The sequence below is a fragment of the Paenibacillus sp. FSL H7-0943 genome (genome assembly GCF_037963265.1).
Classification (GTDB): domain Bacteria; phylum Bacillota; class Bacilli; order Paenibacillales; family Paenibacillaceae; genus Paenibacillus_AQ; species Paenibacillus_AQ odorifer.
In genome coordinates this window covers 1,810,244-1,827,748 of the sequence record NZ_CP150148.1, presented here as the reverse complement: position 1 = coordinate 1,827,748, position 17,505 = coordinate 1,810,244, and the positions used below count along the sequence as shown (strand labels likewise).

Annotated in this window: 17 protein-coding genes; 5 read left to right on the top strand and 12 right to left on the bottom strand. The window is 43.2% G+C overall.

From position 1 onward, the window contains the following. Nucleotides 1-41: 41 nt before the first annotated feature. The 5 genes from NSQ55_RS07925 to alaS all read right to left on the bottom strand — a co-directional run bounded on the left by NSQ55_RS07925 (nt 42) and on the right by alaS (nt 4,304). Nucleotides 42-350 (bottom strand): DUF1292 domain-containing protein, encoded by a 309-nt coding sequence (locus NSQ55_RS07925; RefSeq protein ID WP_076104918.1) that lies wholly within the window; start codon nt 348-350, stop codon nt 42-44. After that, nucleotides 343-651, bottom strand: a complete 309-nt coding sequence (locus NSQ55_RS07920; RefSeq protein ID WP_038569507.1) for a DUF1292 domain-containing protein — start codon at nt 649-651, stop codon at nt 343-345. Before NSQ55_RS07920 ends, NSQ55_RS07925 begins: the two co-directional genes overlap by 8 nt. Before the next feature lie 13 nt (nt 652-664). Beyond that, entirely contained in the window at nt 665-1,084 is a 420-nt protein-coding gene (gene ruvX, locus NSQ55_RS07915; RefSeq protein ID WP_036675598.1) for a Holliday junction resolvase RuvX, read from the bottom strand. Next, nucleotides 1,081-1,356 (bottom strand): IreB family regulatory phosphoprotein, encoded by a 276-nt coding sequence (locus tag NSQ55_RS07910; protein ID WP_036675601.1) that lies wholly within the window; start codon nt 1,354-1,356, stop codon nt 1,081-1,083. Before NSQ55_RS07910 ends, ruvX begins: the two co-directional genes overlap by 4 nt. A 314-nt stretch (nt 1,357-1,670) precedes the next feature. Then, nucleotides 1,671-4,304, bottom strand: a complete 2,634-nt coding sequence (gene alaS / locus NSQ55_RS07905) for an alanine--tRNA ligase (protein ID WP_248547698.1) — start codon at nt 4,302-4,304, stop codon at nt 1,671-1,673. 521 nt (nt 4,305-4,825) lie between these two features. On the opposite strand from alaS, the gene NSQ55_RS07900 reads away from it, so the two are divergent. After that, the gene (locus NSQ55_RS07900; RefSeq protein ID WP_339174440.1) at nt 4,826-5,686 is read left to right on the top strand and encodes a CPBP family intramembrane glutamic endopeptidase; all 861 of its coding nucleotides are present in this window, start codon (nt 4,826-4,828) and stop codon (nt 5,684-5,686) included. A gap of 84 nt (nt 5,687-5,770) precedes the next feature. Here the strand turns inward: NSQ55_RS07900 and NSQ55_RS07895 are convergent, their stop codons facing one another. From NSQ55_RS07895 to NSQ55_RS07875, 5 genes are all read right to left on the bottom strand, one after another. After that, on the bottom strand, nt 5,771-6,688 hold the full coding sequence (locus NSQ55_RS07895; RefSeq protein ID WP_076134042.1) for a DUF5692 family protein: 918 nt from the start codon (nt 6,686-6,688) through the stop codon (nt 5,771-5,773). Between the two features lie 294 nt (nt 6,689-6,982). Then, entirely contained in the window at nt 6,983-8,245 is a 1,263-nt protein-coding gene (locus NSQ55_RS07890; RefSeq protein ID WP_076184718.1) for an FAD-dependent oxidoreductase, read from the bottom strand. Nucleotides 8,246-8,248: 3 nt separating this feature from the next. Further along, nucleotides 8,249-9,286 carry a helix-turn-helix domain-containing protein gene (locus NSQ55_RS07885; protein WP_076184719.1) on the bottom strand — a complete coding sequence of 346 codons (1,038 nt, stop codon included), beginning with the start codon at nt 9,284-9,286 and terminating at the stop codon, nt 8,249-8,251. An 80-nt stretch (nt 9,287-9,366) separates the two neighbouring features. After that, the gene (locus NSQ55_RS07880) at nt 9,367-10,113 is read right to left on the bottom strand and encodes a metallophosphoesterase family protein (protein ID WP_339172457.1); all 747 of its coding nucleotides are present in this window, start codon (nt 10,111-10,113) and stop codon (nt 9,367-9,369) included. A gap of 69 nt (nt 10,114-10,182) precedes the next feature. Beyond that, nucleotides 10,183-10,704 carry a MarR family transcriptional regulator gene (locus tag NSQ55_RS07875; protein WP_076134039.1) on the bottom strand — a complete coding sequence of 174 codons (522 nt, stop codon included), beginning with the start codon at nt 10,702-10,704 and terminating at the stop codon, nt 10,183-10,185. Nucleotides 10,705-10,921: 217 nt separating this feature from the next. On the opposite strand from NSQ55_RS07875, the gene NSQ55_RS07870 reads away from it, so the two are divergent. Beyond that, entirely contained in the window at nt 10,922-12,553 is a 1,632-nt protein-coding gene (locus NSQ55_RS07870; protein ID WP_076192880.1) for an MDR family MFS transporter, read from the top strand. A 74-nt stretch (nt 12,554-12,627) separates the two neighbouring features. On the opposite strand, the gene NSQ55_RS07865 is transcribed toward NSQ55_RS07870, so the two are convergent. Continuing rightward, nucleotides 12,628-13,095, bottom strand: a complete 468-nt coding sequence (locus NSQ55_RS07865; protein WP_076126284.1) for a MarR family transcriptional regulator — start codon at nt 13,093-13,095, stop codon at nt 12,628-12,630. Nucleotides 13,096-13,243: 148 nt separating this feature from the next. Here NSQ55_RS07865 and NSQ55_RS07860 point away from each other — a divergent pair, with 148 nt between their 5' ends. Then, entirely contained in the window at nt 13,244-14,740 is a 1,497-nt protein-coding gene (locus tag NSQ55_RS07860) for an amidase (protein ID WP_339172451.1), read from the top strand. A 37-nt stretch (nt 14,741-14,777) separates the two neighbouring features. Here NSQ55_RS07860 and NSQ55_RS07855 read toward each other — a convergent pair whose 3' ends face one another. Continuing rightward, nucleotides 14,778-15,371: a TetR/AcrR family transcriptional regulator gene (locus NSQ55_RS07855; protein WP_076126280.1), complete on the bottom strand. Its 594-nt coding sequence runs from the start codon at nt 15,369-15,371 to the stop codon at nt 14,778-14,780. Nucleotides 15,372-15,536: 165 nt separating this feature from the next. Here NSQ55_RS07855 and NSQ55_RS07850 point away from each other — a divergent pair, with 165 nt between their 5' ends. Together NSQ55_RS07850 and NSQ55_RS07845 are read left to right on the top strand one after the other, a co-directional pair. Further along, on the top strand, nt 15,537-16,424 hold the full coding sequence (locus tag NSQ55_RS07850) for an ABC transporter ATP-binding protein (RefSeq protein WP_076184722.1): 888 nt from the start codon (nt 15,537-15,539) through the stop codon (nt 16,422-16,424). Next, complete coding sequence (locus NSQ55_RS07845) at nt 16,421-17,233, top strand: ABC transporter permease subunit (RefSeq protein WP_076126276.1); 813 nt, start codon at nt 16,421-16,423, stop codon at nt 17,231-17,233. Before NSQ55_RS07850 ends, NSQ55_RS07845 begins: the two co-directional genes overlap by 4 nt. Nucleotides 17,234-17,505: the final 272 nt, after the last annotated feature.

Sequence of the window (17,505 nt, the reverse complement as noted above, 5' to 3'; positions counted from 1 at the left end):
TCTTCCGTGCCCATCATAAATGTAACGTACATGTTTAAGTTTTATTCAGCGCCATCTGCTGGAAAAGTCATCTCATCGTATAGCTCAGAGATGTCTTCCCACTCTTCATCGTCCATAATGCTCTCCAATTCCGGAAGTCCGTCAGAAGAGACAACGATACGCAGGATCTCATACTCCACGTCTTTGCCAGAGCCTTTCAGCACTGCATATCCGCGATCACCGACTTCAAATTCGGCGATAATATCGTAAATGGAAGATTTGCCTTGCTCATCTTCCAGTTCTACAGTTTCTCCGTATGCTTCTTTAAGCCGTGAAGTCCATACCGCTTGATCAGCGGATATCTCAGTCATTCTCCGATCCTCCGTCCAACTCGTCGACCAGTGTGTTGAAAGTCTCTTCGACAATCGCCCACTCCTCGTCATTATCGATCATGAACAATTGAAGATCGTCGCCTTCTTCCACATAACGGAACGCGTATACCTCATCGGTTTCCTCGTCCTCGGAGTCTAGCGGAACCACCATCATATACTTAGCGTCCGAGCCATCAACCTCAAACTTCATAATGACCTCGAATTCCTCTTCATTACCTTCCTCATCGGGAATATAGATAATTTCCGGTTCTTCCTCTTGGCCAATCTGTTCGTTTGTCATATCCTCGCACCCCTCACCTTTTACTGTTAGCATCCAAAAAATTTTGCAAAATCAGGGCTGCAGCCATTTTATCCACAATCCCCTTGCGTTTCTTCCGGCTGACGTCCCCTTCAATCAGCACCCGCTCTGCGGATACCGTCGTCAGACGCTCATCCCAAAGGTGTACGGGCATTTCTAACTCTTCCCGTAGCTTATCAGCGAACTCTATACAGATTTCGCCCCGGGGTCCTACTGAGCCGTTCATATTCTTCGGTAGACCAACTACAATCTCTCCAATTTCGTGCTCTGCAACAAGTTCACGAATGCGTTCGAACTCATTACCCGTACCTCGGCGCTCAATCGTTTCAAGAGCTTGTGCCGTCCAGCCAAAAACATCACTTGTGGCTACACCGATTCTACGGTCGCCGTAATCTAAACCTAACTTCTTCTTCATTTCGGATTGTCCACCCTGTGATTGACGAGATAGAATCTAACCAGCTCTTCAATCAGCTCATCACGTTCTTTTCTCCGGACCAAACTTCTCGCATTGTTATGGCGCGGAATGTAAGCCGGATCTCCGGAAAGAAGATACCCTACGATCTGATTGATCGGATGATACTCTTTCTCCACCAGTGCATCGTATACTGCTAGCAATATTTCCTGGGGAGAAGCTTCCTTTTCGTCGCCCTTCACATTGAATTTGACCGTTTTGTCCATGGAGTCCATTTGTGACACCTTCCTTCTGCAAAATCGCCTTTTGGGACGGCTTCGCAAAGTTGCTACTGTGCAGCTCGCTTGCTTCCTTTATCATAACATATTCATGCCCCAACGAGGAAATCCTGCCCGTTATTAACGCTTTTTTTGGCATTTTCTCTACAAAAATTATGATATTTTTGGCTTTTAAGCTATTGTCAAGCACAATTATTCATGAATATCTAACATCCTGCTAATAAAGAGTAGCGGTACTGATATCAAACTCTCAGTACCGCTATGTTTTCTCGTAATACGTTTAGTTAGAGAAATGGTTTCGTAATTTTAACTTAGGCTAAGGAAGCTACCAATTCTTCAGCCTTTGCCAATGCTTCGTTTAGCTTAGAAGCATCTTTACCGCCGGCTTGCGCCATATCTGGACGCCCACCGCCACCACCGCCGCAAACTGCTGCAATTTCTTTAACGAGTTTACCAGCGTGGAAACCTTTCTTCACCAGGTCTTGCGGTACAGATACTACAAAGTTTACCTTATCATCCATCGCTGCACCTAATACAAGCACTGCATCCGGAAGCTTGGATTTCAATTCATCCGCTGTGGAACGCAAAGCATCCATATTGCCTGCTTGAACAGCAACAGCCAGGAGCTGCGTACCTGCGCCAACTGTCTTCACACTGCTTGTAAGTTCAGCAGCAAAAGTAGCACTCAGCTTGGATTGCAAGGACTCATTCTCACGCGAAAGCTCACGCACCTGGTTATGCAGCGCTTCGATCCGTTTCGGAACGTCATTCAGAGAAGACTTAAGAAGGCCTGCTGATTGTTTGAGCAAATCTAGCTGACTTTCAGTGAACTGGTAAGCGTAACGTCCGGTAACCGCCTCGATGCGGCGCACTCCGGAACCAATGCCACTTTCGCTAAGCAGCTTGAAAATTCCGATTTGCGACGTGTTGGATACATGACAACCACCGCAAAGCTCAAGGCTGTAATCGCCCACTTGAACGACACGGACGATATTACCGTATTTTTCACCAAAGAGTGCCATTGCTCCCATTGCTTTAGCTTCATCAATCGGCTTGTTCTCAATCACTACATCTAGACCGCGCCAGATTTGTGCATTTACGCGATGTTCGATATCGCTCAATTCTTCTGGAGTAATCGCTCCAAAATGGGAGAAGTCAAACCGCAAACGAGCACCTTCCACTAAAGATCCCGCTTGATTAACATGCCCGCCAAGAACTTCTTTAAGCGCTTTGTGCAATAAATGGGTAGCTGTGTGGTTCTTCACGATATCTTCACGCTCCGCACGATCCACTTCCGCGCGAACGGATTCGCCCACTTTCAATTCTCCCGCTTCCACAGTTACCAAATGTACGTGTTGGCCGTGTGGAGCTTTAAAGAGTCCTTTTACCTTAGCTGTAACTGAACCCCCAGTAAGCACACCCGTGTCACTTACTTGTCCGCCGCTCTCAGCATAGAACGGTGTTGTATCAAGAATAACTTGGCATTCTGCGCCTTCACCGGCGACATCTACCAATTCATCACCCACAACAATAGCCAGGATTTTCGACTCTGTTACCGAGTCATTATATCCAACAAATTCACTTTTAATCGTCAGGTCTGCTAGTGCGCCTCCCTGGATCTTCATGCTGCCGCCATCATGACGTGCAGCCCTCGCACGGTCACGTTGCTCCTGCATAGCCGCATCAAAACCTTCACGGTCTACAGTTAATCCTTGCTCTGCTGCGAAATCTTCGGTCAGGTCAAATGGGAACCCATAAGTATCATATAACTTAAATGCATCGGCTCCAGCAATATTGCTGAGACCCTCTGCTTTTGCTTTAGCACTGATCTCACCCAAAATAGCCAATCCGTCAGACAATGTTTCGTGGAAACGTTCTTCTTCAGTACGAATAATCTTTGCGATATATTCGCGGTTGTCCACAACGGATGGATAGTAGACACCCATAATTTCGCCAACGGTTTCAGTCAGCTCATACAGGAATGGACGATCCAGACCCAAGGTCTTTCCGTACCGAACAGCACGACGAAGCAAACGGCGGATAATATAACCGCGTCCTTCATTAGAAGGAAGTACTCCATCCCCTACTGCAAAAGTAACGGTACGCACATGGTCAGCGATTACTTTAAGCGCGATATCCTGCTCAACGTTATCTTTATAAGTTACACCCGCGAGCTGTGCTGTCTTTTGAATAATAGGTTGGAACAAATCAGTGTCGAAGTTGGAATCTACATCCTGTAGAATGGATGCAAAACGCTCCAAGCCAGCCCCTGTATCAATGTTTTTATTCGGAAGCGGCGTATAGCTGCCATCCTTGTTATGGTTGAATTGTGAGAACACCAGGTTCCATACTTCTAACCAGCGTTCATTTTCTCCACCTGGATACATTTCCGGATCGCTCATATCACTGCCGTAAGCTTCACCACGGTCATAAAAGATTTCCGAGCAAGGACCGCATGGGCCTTCGCCAATATCCCAGAAATTATCGTCGCCCAGCTTAATGATGCGTTCAGCAGGCAGGCCAACCTTTTCATTCCACAGCTTAAATGCCTCTTCATCCTCTGCGTACACCGTTACGGAAATACGTTCCGGGTCAAAGCCGATCCACTCTTTGCCGGTTAGGAACTCCCAAGCCCATGTGATAGCTTCTTCTTTGAAATAATCGCCGATGGAGAAGTTACCCAGCATCTCGAAAAATGTATGGTGACGGCGTGTCTTACCCACATTCTCGATATCATTGGTACGAATACATTTTTGTGAGTTAGTCAGGCGCGGATTTTCTGGAACCTCCCGGCCATCGAAGTACACTTTCAAAGGTGCCATACCCGCATTGATCCACAGAAGCGAAGGATCGTTGTGAGGAACGAGGGACGCACTTGGTTCAATCTTGTGACCTTTACTTTCAAAAAATTTAAGCCATTTGGAACGAATTTCACTTGCTTTCATCATTTACAGCTCCCGTCTCATCTTTTTACTTCGGCATTTACACCGGAAATTACAAAATACCTAAAAAATAAAAACAAAAAAACGCCCCTGAATAATTCAGGGACGATTAATATCGCGGTACCACCCTGGTTATCGCCTTGACCCCACTAATGGGACAATTGCAGACGATCGCCTTGTCGCGGCTGATAACGGGCGCCCCCGGTGAGCATTGATCTCACACTCCGAAATTAGCTTTCCACCGGCCTATCTTCAAGGTTCTCACAGCCATTACGAAACGTTTCGTAAAGGAACCTTTTCTCTGATCAAGCCATCCTCCGGTGTACTTCATTTTCATCAACGATTTGTCCGATTTGCATTTTAACATTTCAAGTATAGCCAGTGCCCTTGCTTCTGTCAATCTGGGGATGGGCGAATGTGAAGAATAACACATGATTTTTGTAACAGTAAACTTGGACTCAAAAAGGATATAGTGAAATCTAAGGTTAATTTGGAATATTTTGTATTCAGGAGGGCTGCCATTGATGCTTCACGCCAAGGAGTTCAATCCATCATCGATTTTTGAAGCAAAGCCTACACACTACCTTTTTATAGCGAGCCTCATTTTTATTCATATTATCTTTACTCTTGCGGTTAATCTCATCCTTTTTGAGCATGGATATTTAAGTTTTATTGCCAAAAACACAAACCACTGGATCAATGAAACGTTAGCCGCCAATCTAGTTGGGCTTCTCTTAGAAGTAATTATTTTTTTGATTCTGATAGCTAAAGTTTCGCCCCGGGATTTTGGGTTAAAAATAGAAAAATTACGAGCCGGACTGCTGGGTACCTTTCTGTTTTGGCTCGCTATAAATATAGTAGATTTGTGTATGGTACACCTGAATCACTCAGAGCTAACACTTAACAATGCTATCTTCAGCCATTCAAATTTAGTTTTCGGTGAAATTCTAGGTCAAATCTTCGGAAATGCTTTATTGAAAGAAATCTTATTTCGCGGCTTCCTGCTCGTTCAAATCTATCTATGCTTAAAAAAAATCAACAACAAAACTACACGGATGATCTCTGCAATGCTAATTTCACAATCGATCTTTGCCGCCATACATATCCCAAACCGGATTTACTCAGGATTAGTTGGAATGGAGTTTGTTTATGATTTTATCATGCTTCTAATTCTAGGAATTATATTCGCTCTACTCTATATCTTAACCCGAAATTTATTTTTCGTGATCGGCGTTCACTCATTAATGAATATTCAGATAGTGTTTTGGAACAGCAATTTCACATATACGGCAACTTTATTATGTGTCTTATTACTGACCTGTCTTTTGCTTTGTATAAAAAGGAAAACATTTCGTGCGCAGCAACGGGCGGATATGGGGCTCTGATAATTAGAACTTTAATTATTCACAAAAAGAAGTTCCCCCCTTTAAGCAGGAGGAACTTCTATCACTATTACTATAATGTCTCTATTAATTCGCACCCTCTGCAATAGCTTTATAAGCAGCTAAATCCGTATAAACTTCCTCTTTAAGCGGATTGCGTTTATGCTTGATGATTTTATAGAAATGATAACCAAACACTGCAATATTAGCAGCTAAAGATAATGCACTTACTATCCACAGAGCGGTTTCACTATGAGAGGATTGTACAGAGAACTTTGACTCGCCAACAAACGCCGGGAACGACATCGTAAACATCATCCAAATCGCCAAAGTCTGTGCACGATGCTGCAGCCATGCCCCTTTTTTAAAGAAGAACGCCGGGATGGTACAAGAGATCAACAATGCTGCACCTGCATAGAAGGAATGGTCAGAAACTGCATTATATACATAGGCAAAGTTCCAAATGTCATAAGCAATGATCCAGAACCAAAGCTGGTCAGGCCACAACATATCTTTACTCTTATCTTTACTGATCACAATACCCATCCAACCAGAAATCGTAATAATGTTCAGAATACCTGCGATCCCGTTCATAATGTTCCAAGGACCACCTACCATCATTACGCCATCCACCATACCTTGCAAGCTGTACACTTGGAAATCACGAATAACTGCTTCAAGAATGTTAACTGCAAGGATAATAGCCGGGAACATTAATATATATTTATTTTTGTCCCATCCTTTAACATAACGGATAGCCATAAACCCTATACATCCTGCCAAAGCAGAATATACTTTTACCCAGTGAAACCATGTTCCAGTACTGGAGCCTTCTCCTGCCGTATTTGGCCAAACCGCTATGGTAAGAACAATAGGGACAACTATAAACAGAATGATTGAGAACCACTTGCTCTTCCGTGCGATTTCATTTACAAACATTAATCCTGCTAGTACTACTAACCACATTAGCGCAGAGTACCAGGGAATCGATTCGAATAAAAACATGTTTTACTCCTCCTTGTAGGTTGGTGTATGTAATCTGTGTCTCAGGTCCAATATAGCCCATCCCTCTTTAAACGATCAAATCGCTTAAAACGTTGATTTATCAGTGTTTTTTTAGTTTCATTTCAAGTTGAGTTTACACAACCCTAGCACTAGAATTCGCCAAACTTTCTACCTTTCTTCTGAGAAATCTATTAGAATACATGTCTATAGAACTATATACTGCAAACCTAACTTGAATGTAAAAAAACCTTGTCGACAAATTTCTTTGTGGACAAGGTTCCTCATTAATGTTATTCAAAAGAATCGTTCAACCAAGTGTTTCGCGTATATAATACAATTCTCAAGTGTAGGGAAGTTCATGATTTCTCCAGCTAAATAGATATTGTTTTTCCCCTGCATCTGATCAACCCGTTCATAAAATCCCTCATGTAGCGCATTAGAATCCACATGTGGGAAATGCCTCCAACGCTTCATCATATATAGTCGAATGCTCTCTCCGCCCAGCTCGCGAAGTTTATTTTCTACCGTCTCTCGCATTTCCAGATCAGTCATAGCTTCATTCTCTGCTACATAAACCGTAACTAGATCCGTAGTTCCCATATCTGCCCACCGATAGTACCATGCCATCATATGCCCTTTACGTTCAGGGTACATATTCCGGGGGATATAGCCAGAAAGCTCCGGCAACCCCTTCACTCTATACGCATATACCCTAAACCATTCATAGGTTATATTCGCTAATAAAGTTTTGTCCTCACTTGACAGGCTAACTGTATCGCCCATTTGCTCTAAAGCTGCTGTATAAATGACCTTGTCAAAATAAAAGATGTCCTGACTCGTCTCTACTCGAACCTGCCCATCTTGTTCTTGCTCCATAAAAAGCACTTCACAAGTCAGGCGTAGATCGTTCACTTGGTCGGCCATTCGTCTAATCAGCTCAGTAACACCCTTAGGCCAGGTTATCATATGAGTAATTTCAATAAACGACAACAGATTATCATAGCTTAGAAATTTCAGCACATATGCAGCGGGCACATTATGGATACCACCGAATCCAAAAGTATTAAAATAATGCATGTAGACCTGCTCAAGGACAGACAGCTTATTCTCTACACACCACTGCGAAAATGGCTGACATAAATCTGGCGGTAAGTGGAGAAAACCCGGTTCTTGGAGAGACTCATAGCGTTTTAGAATATCCGGCAATCGTTTGAATTCTTGTGTAAACGCCTCTATCTGCTCCATGGGAATTTGTGAAGTTTTTCTCCCATTATTATCAAAAAATCCACGTTCTAACAATGGTCCCCTATCCATAAGATCAAAATCTCTCATAAAATCCATCGTATGTTTATAGGTAGGCAGGCCGATTAGCGTCCCCATTTCATAACTTTTTCCTTTGTACTCAATAGAATGACACTTTCCTCCTACTCTATCCGACTTCTCCATGAGGGTAATGTTGGTATATCCTTTTTTCGCTAATTCATAAGCAGCCGTAACCCCAGAAATCCCTGCACCGATGATTCCAATTCGGTCTTTATTCTTCGTGTTTGTCATCATCCGTTATCTCCTTGTAAATAACCATAATGGCAAAGTTTCTCGTTGTCCCGTATAGGCAAGTGCGACATCCGATGGTATTTTACCTTGATTAGGTCCGTCTGTAATTTGCCTGTTGAAGTTGTAGGTTCTCAAGTATTCATGTAAGCGCTTTTCTAAAATTTCAAAAGAATCTATCGTATCATCTACCCAAGCCTGCTGGTAGAATTCTTTGGCCAACACCGCCGCAAATTGCTGCAAGGGCTGAATTATCTCTGTTTGGTCTACCGTTATAGCTACTTGATTAATATTGTTCTTATGTAAAAATTCACTATATTTATGTTTTCCTCTGTCCCAGTTCGTAATGAATTCACGGCTTTTGTTCGTAACCAGATTATCGATATGAAAATCTAATGTCTTCATCAATGGGAGAACTTTCAGATGCATAAAATCTATAAAATGAATGGTAGATTTCCGATTGTATAGCTTAACTAGACCTAGTCTGGAGTAGGCATCATAAATTACATATTGATATACCTTTCCGACCCTCGGGAAAACTCCCAAATAGCTAATACTCTGCTGACACATATACCCGGGATGAGCATTTATCGGATTCTTCATCTTATAATCTAGTATTTTCCGTTTCTCTTTAAATCCTTTAGTGTGAGTGGATTGTGCGCCATTCCTCTTCTTTGCTTTGATTTGATTGGCGTAAGCTTCACGTTCTATTCGTTTATTTAGTCCGTTTCGACGTAGTACATTATAAATACCGGATTCCCCTATTTGCATACCTTCATCTTGCAGTTCATAAAAGATGCGTTTAGGCCCATCCTCAGGAAATCTGGCGACGTACTCCAAGATCAATCTTTCCGTTCTCTTATCTACTTTATTAGGCATTACCGGCTTTCTTTTCTTCTCCCCAAGTCCATCCATTCCATGTTGTTGATAAGCTTTAGACCACTTATAATAGATCGTCCGGGAAATGCCAAACTCCTTACAGGTTTCGCTCACATTCTTGCTGATGGCCCCTTGCATGAGGATATGATATTTGTTGTTCGCATTCACCTATTTGCACCCCTCCTATCTTTATTTTATACATAGTTAACGTTTAATTCATTACTATTCTAAAAAAAATGGGAGAACGCTCAAAGCGTCTCACCATTCCGAACAAAATGCGTTATGTATTTCCCTGCGGAAATCTCCAAGCAATTTAGTCGTTGGCCATATGCACAGCCGCCATCTATCCCAATTTTATCTCCCAGTGGACTAAACCAGATTTCTTCTGAATCATGCAGATCCATCGTCGAAGTATGACCGAAAACAACCGTTTTGTTAGTGCTAACTACCGGATTCTTATAAAAGGGGGCTCTAATCCAGATAAAATCATAAGGGTCCTGCTGTTTCCAATCCTCTATTAATGGATTAATGCCTGCATGAACAAAAATATGTTCTTCCGTCTCATGATAAAGCGGCAATGTGCTCAGAAAGTCTATATGATGTCTATAGTCCCGCCTAATTTTTTCTTTTAGCTGCATATAATCCTTCCAGCCAAAATCCTTCTGCAAACCTTCGTAGCCCGCCTCGCAATAACTCATCAGTGTATGAAATCCGCCGTTAGTTAGCCAATGGGTATCCAATTTATCATCTTCGCTGGTGAGCGCATCGCAAGCCATTTTATCGTGATTTCCTTTGAGAACTATCGCTCCACATTCTTGCTGCAGAGTCATCACTTGCTCCACAATTCCTTTACTGTCCAGACCTCTATCCACATAATCTCCCATTAAAATAAGCTTATCCTCCGCCGGGCGATAATTCACTTTTGATAATAGGGCATTGAATTCTACATAACTTCCGTGAATGTCACTAATTGCTAATATTCTGATGATAATCACTCCTTGCTCTAAGATGCAAAAAAAGATGTTCCCGCAGGTCTGCAGGAATATCTTTTGATGTTGGGCTTTCTATACTGAATCTATAACTAATGGCTCCTCATCCGACTGTGGAAAAAAATGACGGCTTCTGACCTCATGCACCGCTTCTTGAAAACGATCGCACAAAAAGATCAGCTGGTCGATCTCTTCCTTACCGACCTTTTGCGTGATTTCACTCAAAATGCCGGAATAGGATGCCATCTGCCTGCTATAAATCTGCTCTCCAAGCTCACTCAGACAGATATATACGACCCGACGATCTGTATCGGATGTTGTACGCACTACGTAACCTTTTTCCTCCAAAGTATTTGCCATTTGCGTAGCAGTAGGTCTACTTATCTGGAGCAGGTCACTTAATTTAGAAATCATAACTCCCCGGTGCTGTTTGTCACCTTCAGCCGCTTTCTTTTGCTTCATAACAGTGTGAATGACGTACATCATAACAAACTCTCTATACGATACTACATCAATCGAGTAGGGGCGAGCAGTCAGACGCTTTATATTTTCAAGGGCTATGATCAGCTTCTGCTCTTGATTGTCATGGGTATCCATAGGGCACCTCCAATATACCTCAATCTAATTAGATTACTTACCTATTCCCAAAAAATCAAGTCAAATTCAAATTCTCTTTAAATTAAAATTTAATAATTAACCTGTTGTGCTAATTGATGAATTTGTGTATTATACATAAATGATAGTTTGGCTACCTAATTATTACGACATGAATTCCCAAACTACAATATATAGAAGTTAAAGGAGAGGAACTGCTCTGGAGCATCTCACTCAGAAAAAGAAAGTTACAATTATGATTGCTTTAATGGCGGCTATGTTTTTCGCAGCAATCAACCAGACGATTGTGGGCACAGCAATGCCCCGAATTATTGCTATGCTTGGAGGTATTGAACATTATACCTGGGTAATTACCATCTATATGCTCACCTCAACCATTGCTACCGTACTTGTCGGTAAGTTATCCGATATTTACGGAAGAAAGCCCTTCCTGTTATCAGGGATTGTCATTTTTATTATAGGTGCTTTCCTATCCGGATTGTCGACCAACATTTTTCAAATGATCACTTATCGCGGGATTCAAGGTCTAGGCGGCGGGATTCTAATGTCGGCTACCGTAACCGCTGTAGGTGATTTGTTCGCTCCAAGAGAGAGAGCCAAGTGGACTGGAATTATGATGGCGATATTTGGTTTCTCCAGTGTAATTGGTCCTACCCTTGGTGGATTCATGGTAGATCACATGGCTTGGAAATGGATCTTCTGGATCTTCTTACCTTTTGGGATCGTGGCCTTCTTTATGATTTTGAAAATGTTCCCTAAAACCACGCGTTCTACATCTGAGTCCATCGACTACTTAGGCTCCATTTTCCTTTCCCTGACCATTGTTGCGCTCTTGCTCGGCTTTTCATGGGCAGGAACAAAATATGACTGGGGTTCTCCGGAGATTCTCGGCTTGTTTGGGGCTTCCATTCTGGGTCTGATTATCCTGATTCTGATTGAACGTAAAGCTAAAAGCCCAGTATTGCCATTATCCTTATTTAAAAATTCCATCGTATCCATCTCAATGATTGTCGGCTTCCTGATGAATGCCGGTATGATGGGCGCAATGATCTACCTGCCTTTCTTCGTGCAAGGGGTAGAGGGCGTCTCCCCAACTAAATCTGGTTTCATCAATATGCCAATGTCACTTACTATGATTGTACTAAGTACTTTAGTGGGAAGATGGATCTCCAAAACAGGAAAATATAAACGTTATGCTCTAATGGGGATGCCATTCATGGTTGTAGCCATGATATTAATGGCCTTTATGAGTAACATTGCTACGGCTGTAGTCAGCATGATTATCTTCGGGGTTGGGTTAGGACTATCAATGCCTGTATTTACTCTAACCGTACAAAATGCTGTAGCGCCTTCAATGCTAGGTGTTGCTACTGCTACAAATACTTTATTCCGTAATTTAGGTGGAACCATAGGTATTGCCATCATGGGTACCATTATGAACTCCTCATTAACGAAAAAATTAGAGGCAGCGGTGTCCTCTGGCAAAGGTCCGGATTTATCCAAACTTGATCCTGAATCCGCTAAACAGCTTTCTGCCTTTATGAATCCTCAAATGCTGCTAGATCAGCCTAAGCTTAAAGAATTGCATGCAACACTGCCAGAGCAAATTCAGCCGCTCTTCAATCAATTGATTGAGATGCTGCGGAACGCACTAAGCGATTCCCTGACAGTTGTGTTCTTAAGTGGTACGGCGCTGTTAGTTATCGCAGCACTGCTCGTTCTGTTCCTTAAAGAGATTCCATTACGTAGTGGAGAGAAAAAAATGGAGACACATGCAGAGGATAAAAACGGGAGTAAAAAACTCGAAAAATCTGTGCCTGCTGCACATTAATCACAAATAACCTTACATTAGAGATGTCCGTAAACAGCTTAGGCTGTGCGGCATCTCTTTTTTTATATGAAGGGCTAGGATTCGTTTGGTTGATCGTTCAATTCTTCGAAGTAAACATAGACTCCGTTTAACAGCTCCATTAACGTATCCGTCTGTTCTTTGCCCATGTAATCGATCATACCTTTAAAGGTATTCCGGGATTTCGTTACAGCCATCTCAGCCAGATGCTCCCCTTTTTCCGTAAGCGTGATCTCGCTAACTCGGCGATCCTGTGCATCAGAAGTACGCACCACATATCCTTGTGCAATCAGACTATTGAGCATTTGGGTAACCGTAGGAGAGGTGACTTTCAGAAACTTGCTAATCTCCGAAACCGTCTGTCCCTTCTTCCCTTCCCGTTCTTTACCAAGCTTTAAAGAAACCAACATCCGGACCTCACTTGGCTTCAAGCCCCAAATCGTGGTTTTACGCCAGTTCATTCTAGCGAATTGTTGGAAAGCCTCCATTAAACCATCCACATTCTGATATTTCTCTTCGTTCATCAGTACACCCCATAAAATCATTTAACACTAAGTATAGCCTAATATGACGTAAAAAAGAATTGATAGATGTCAGATTACCCATTTTCAAAAAATAACTAATGGGATGTATAATATAATAATCATCCTAAATTGAAAGTGGGTATCTAATTTGTCCTTTTCTTACTCTACCTATGACGCTCTAGGACTTGCTTCACTTGTCAAAGCACGTGAAATTTCACCTTGTGAGCTGGTCGAAGCCGCCTTTGCTCGGTTAGATGAGGTCAATCCAGTCATAAATGCGGTGGTGCGCACCCGTCGTGAAGCTGCTCTTAGAGAAGCCGACGAGATGCCTGTTCAGGATAACACTCGGCCGTTTGCTGGCGTTCCGTTTCTATTAAAAGATATTTCCCAATCTATCGCTGGCGAGCCCATCACTTGTGGGGCTATGCTGATGAAGAACAATGTCGCACGGTGGGATTCAAATTATGTTGCACGGATTAGGAAAGCCGGCTTTATTCCACTTGGACATACGAATACACCCGAGTTCGGCTTAAAAAACATTACAGAGAATGTCCTCCATGGCCCTGCTCGTAATCCTTGGAATCTCGAATATTCTCCTGGAGGTTCAAGTGGCGGAGCCGCGGCGGCTGTAGCTTCTGGTATTGTTCCAGTAGCGGGAGCCAGTGATGGTGGTGGGTCCATCCGTATTCCCGCCTCATTCACAGGCCTATTCGGACTTAAACCCACGCGCGGGCGCACACCAGTAGGACCCGGAGTCGGCCGTCAATGGCAAGGGGCTTCTATTGATTTTGCCTTAACCCGGTCCGTTCGCGATAGCGCTGCTATGTTAGATCTGCTGCAGGTTGTGCAGCCGGAAGCCGCCTTCCAGACCCCGTTATACCCGGGCGTATATCTGGATGATCTGTTTAAGCCTACGCAACGTAAACTACGAATTGGATTTACGACTGCTTCCCCAGTAGGTACGCCTGTCTCTGAAGAGACCGTAAATGCTGTTCTCAAAACCGTGAAATGGCTCGAAGCTGAAGGACATGCGGTTGAAGAAATAGAAAGTCCTGTGAATGGCACAAGACTGATGGAGAACTACTATACGATGAATGCCGGAGAGGTAGCAGCGATGTTCGTCTCCCTGGAGAGAAATATGGGACGTTCCATAACTGCTTACGATGTCGATATCATTACGTGGGTCCTTGGTGAGACCGGAAAAAATGTTTCAGCGGCCGAATTCGTACATAGTCTGGATGAATGGGACGTTGCAGCCGCCCAAATGGCGGAACTGTTTAATCATTACGACTTATATATAACACCTACGAATGCAAACTCTGCTCCCAAAATTGGTGAATTAACGCATAAACCTGCAGAGATAGCAAAGCTGCTGCACGTAAACGAATTGCCAAAAGAAGAACAGAGCCGCTTAATTTACGAGATGTTTGAGTCAAGCCTAACCTATACACCGTTCACACAGCTCGCAAATCTGACAGGCCAGCCTGCAATGAGCGTGCCCGTCCATAAGTCAGCAAATGGCCTTCCGCTAGGCGTTCAAGTCATGGCGAACAAAGGCCGTGAAGATTTATTGCTTCAGCTTGCTGCCCAGCTTGAACAATCCGCTCTTTGGGTCGGCATGACTGGAAATCCGCTGTTCACCTGATCAATTAAGGGTGATGCTCTCGCAGCTCAAGCTCCCCTTACTCTTTCCCGCAAATGCCATAGAAGAAAATATGGATGGCTTCCTCGATGAAGGCATCCATATCTTCCTGTTTGCTAGCTTCATCTAGAAGTTCACCCGCATTACGCATATACATCCCCATTAGTGAAAGTATCCCTTTGGTGGATACTTTATTTGAGATTTCTCCCCGCGCTTTCCCATCCTCGACCATCTTCACCAGCACCGGCAAAATGTCATTCGCATATCGTTCCTCAATATAATGGAACATTTCTTGATCCTCAACCATAAGCTCCTTCACAGTTGCGGGAGATAAACCGCTGTAAGTTTCCCTCTCCATGGTTAGAATGTAACCAATAATCTCCTTTAGAGAATGCTCTTGATAAATGTAATCTTCAAATTCCTGAATTTCCTTCTGAACAAAGTCCTTAAAAGACTCACTAAGCAGCGCTTCCTTACTGCCAAAATAATTATAAATCGTCACCTGAGAGACCCCTGCTTCTTTCGCAATATCAGCGATCCGTAGACGTTTCGGTTCCCAGTTCTTGAGCATCTCCATGGTAGTTTTCATAATTTTGAGTTTAATCTGTGCTGCTCTCTTCTCAAATCCATTCATAGCTTCCACCCTAACTTCGTTATTAAGTATGCATATTCAAATTTAATGAAATATTCCATTTCAATTATTTCATAATTATATTGACTTCATTAACCACTAGGAATAATATAACATATGAAATATCTGATTCATAATAGTTCATTATTTTGCGGCGGGGGTGGCAGCATGCTGGTAGTAGAAGGCTTAACTAAACGATTTTCGAATGGCAAAGGAATCGAAGATGTAACATTTACCGTAAATAAAGGCGAGGTTTTTGGATTTCTGGGTCCTAACGGTGCGGGTAAATCGACGACCATACGGCATATCATGGGTTTTATGAAACCAGATCAAGGGCATGCGAGTATCCATGGGCTTGATGTATGGAAGGCACAAGGGACAGTCCAGAAGCATATCGGCTACTTACCCGGTGAAATCAACTTTTTTGATGGGATGACGGGTCTTTCTTTCCTTAAATTTATCTCAGCCATGCAGGGAATCAAAAATACTACCAAACGCGAGCAGCTGATTGAACGTTTGCAATTTGATGCCACCACTCCGATCCGAAAAATGTCAAAGGGAATGAAGCAAAAGGTCGGAATCGTCGCTGCTTTTATGCACAGTCCTGACGTTATTATTCTGGATGAACCTACCTCGGGTCTCGACCCGCTCATGCAAAAGGTATTTATTGATCTGGTACTGGAGGAAAAATCAGCCGGAACTACCTTTCTCATGTCCTCACACAGCTTTCAGGAAATTGAACGCACCTGTGACCGCGCCGCAATTATCAAAGACGGACGGATTATCACCGTAAAAAATATTCATGAACTGCAATCGATGCAACGGAAGCTGTTTGAGGTCATTTTTGCGAATAGTGAAGATGCAGTGAATTTTGCCGCCTCCGGCCTACAAGTGGAAGCTCACGAGGGAAATAGGGTCCGCATAGCTGTGCAGGGCAATTATGACCGATTCATCCGGGAAACTGGAAAATACAATGTCCGCAGCATCGACGTATTCACGCAGAATCTGGAGGACATCTTCATGGACTATTATGACCGCGAGGGGGCAGTGCAATGAATCTTCCGCTCTATAAGGAAATGATGCGAGTGAACCTGAAAGGAATATTGAATTACGCCTTTGGTTCTGCCTTCTATATTCTGTTTATGATCTGGCTTTATCCTGGGATTGCGGGGAGCACACAAGCAATTGATGACCTTATTAAGGCGATGCCAGAGGGTGTGGGTAAAGCCTTTGGATTAAATAGCGGATTTACCAGTGCTGAAGCTTTTATCTCCGGAGAATATTATGGACTTATACTAGTTCTGATTCTTTCCATAGTTTGTGTGCAAATGTCAACGCAGCTTATGGCTCGACTCGTGGATCGCGGCGCCATGGCTTATCTGCTCATAGCCCCAACTACACGGAGAAAAGTCGCTACCACGCAGGCACTTGTTCTCACTACAGCATTACTCTTAATTATGGGTGTAACCACCCTCGCCGGATTATTAGGTAAAGCATGGTTCCTTGGCAGTGAATATGACTTTAACAGTGGTCGCTTCGCTCAGCTGAATACCGTGGCGTTTTTATTATTTTTTGCGGTAGGCGGCCTTACCTTTCTCGTGTCCTCTGTATGTAATGACGAGAAAAAAGCGCTCGGAATTTCCGGCGCCATCGCCTTCGGATTTTTCACTCTGGATCTACTCGGTAAAATAAGCGACAAACTGGAAGGACTGCGTTTCCTAACCTTATTCTCCTTCTATCAACCCGGGGAAATCGTTCAGGGCAACGTGGAGATTATTCAGGTCTCCAGTTGGCTGCTGTTGATCGGAGTGTTCACCTTTTCCTTGGGAGTAGAGCTGTTCAGAAGACGGGATCTTCCATTATAAGAGTACCTCATTTGATCATCTTGCTTTTACGCGTTCCCGAAGCAACTATCGGACAGCGTTGACCTTAAATGCAACTTTATCACAAATTTGTGTACCTAACGGACCCTAAAGTCGTTATTGGCTTGAAGAACAGCAAAAATGAACCTTTTCTAAAGGAATAGCTGCACTGGGGTCCGCAACCTTCCTCAAATGTCCAAAAATTTGCAAATAGCGTCAGCTGAGTCCTTAAGCCTCAGGAGGGTTATAACTATGACTCTTATAAAAAACAACAG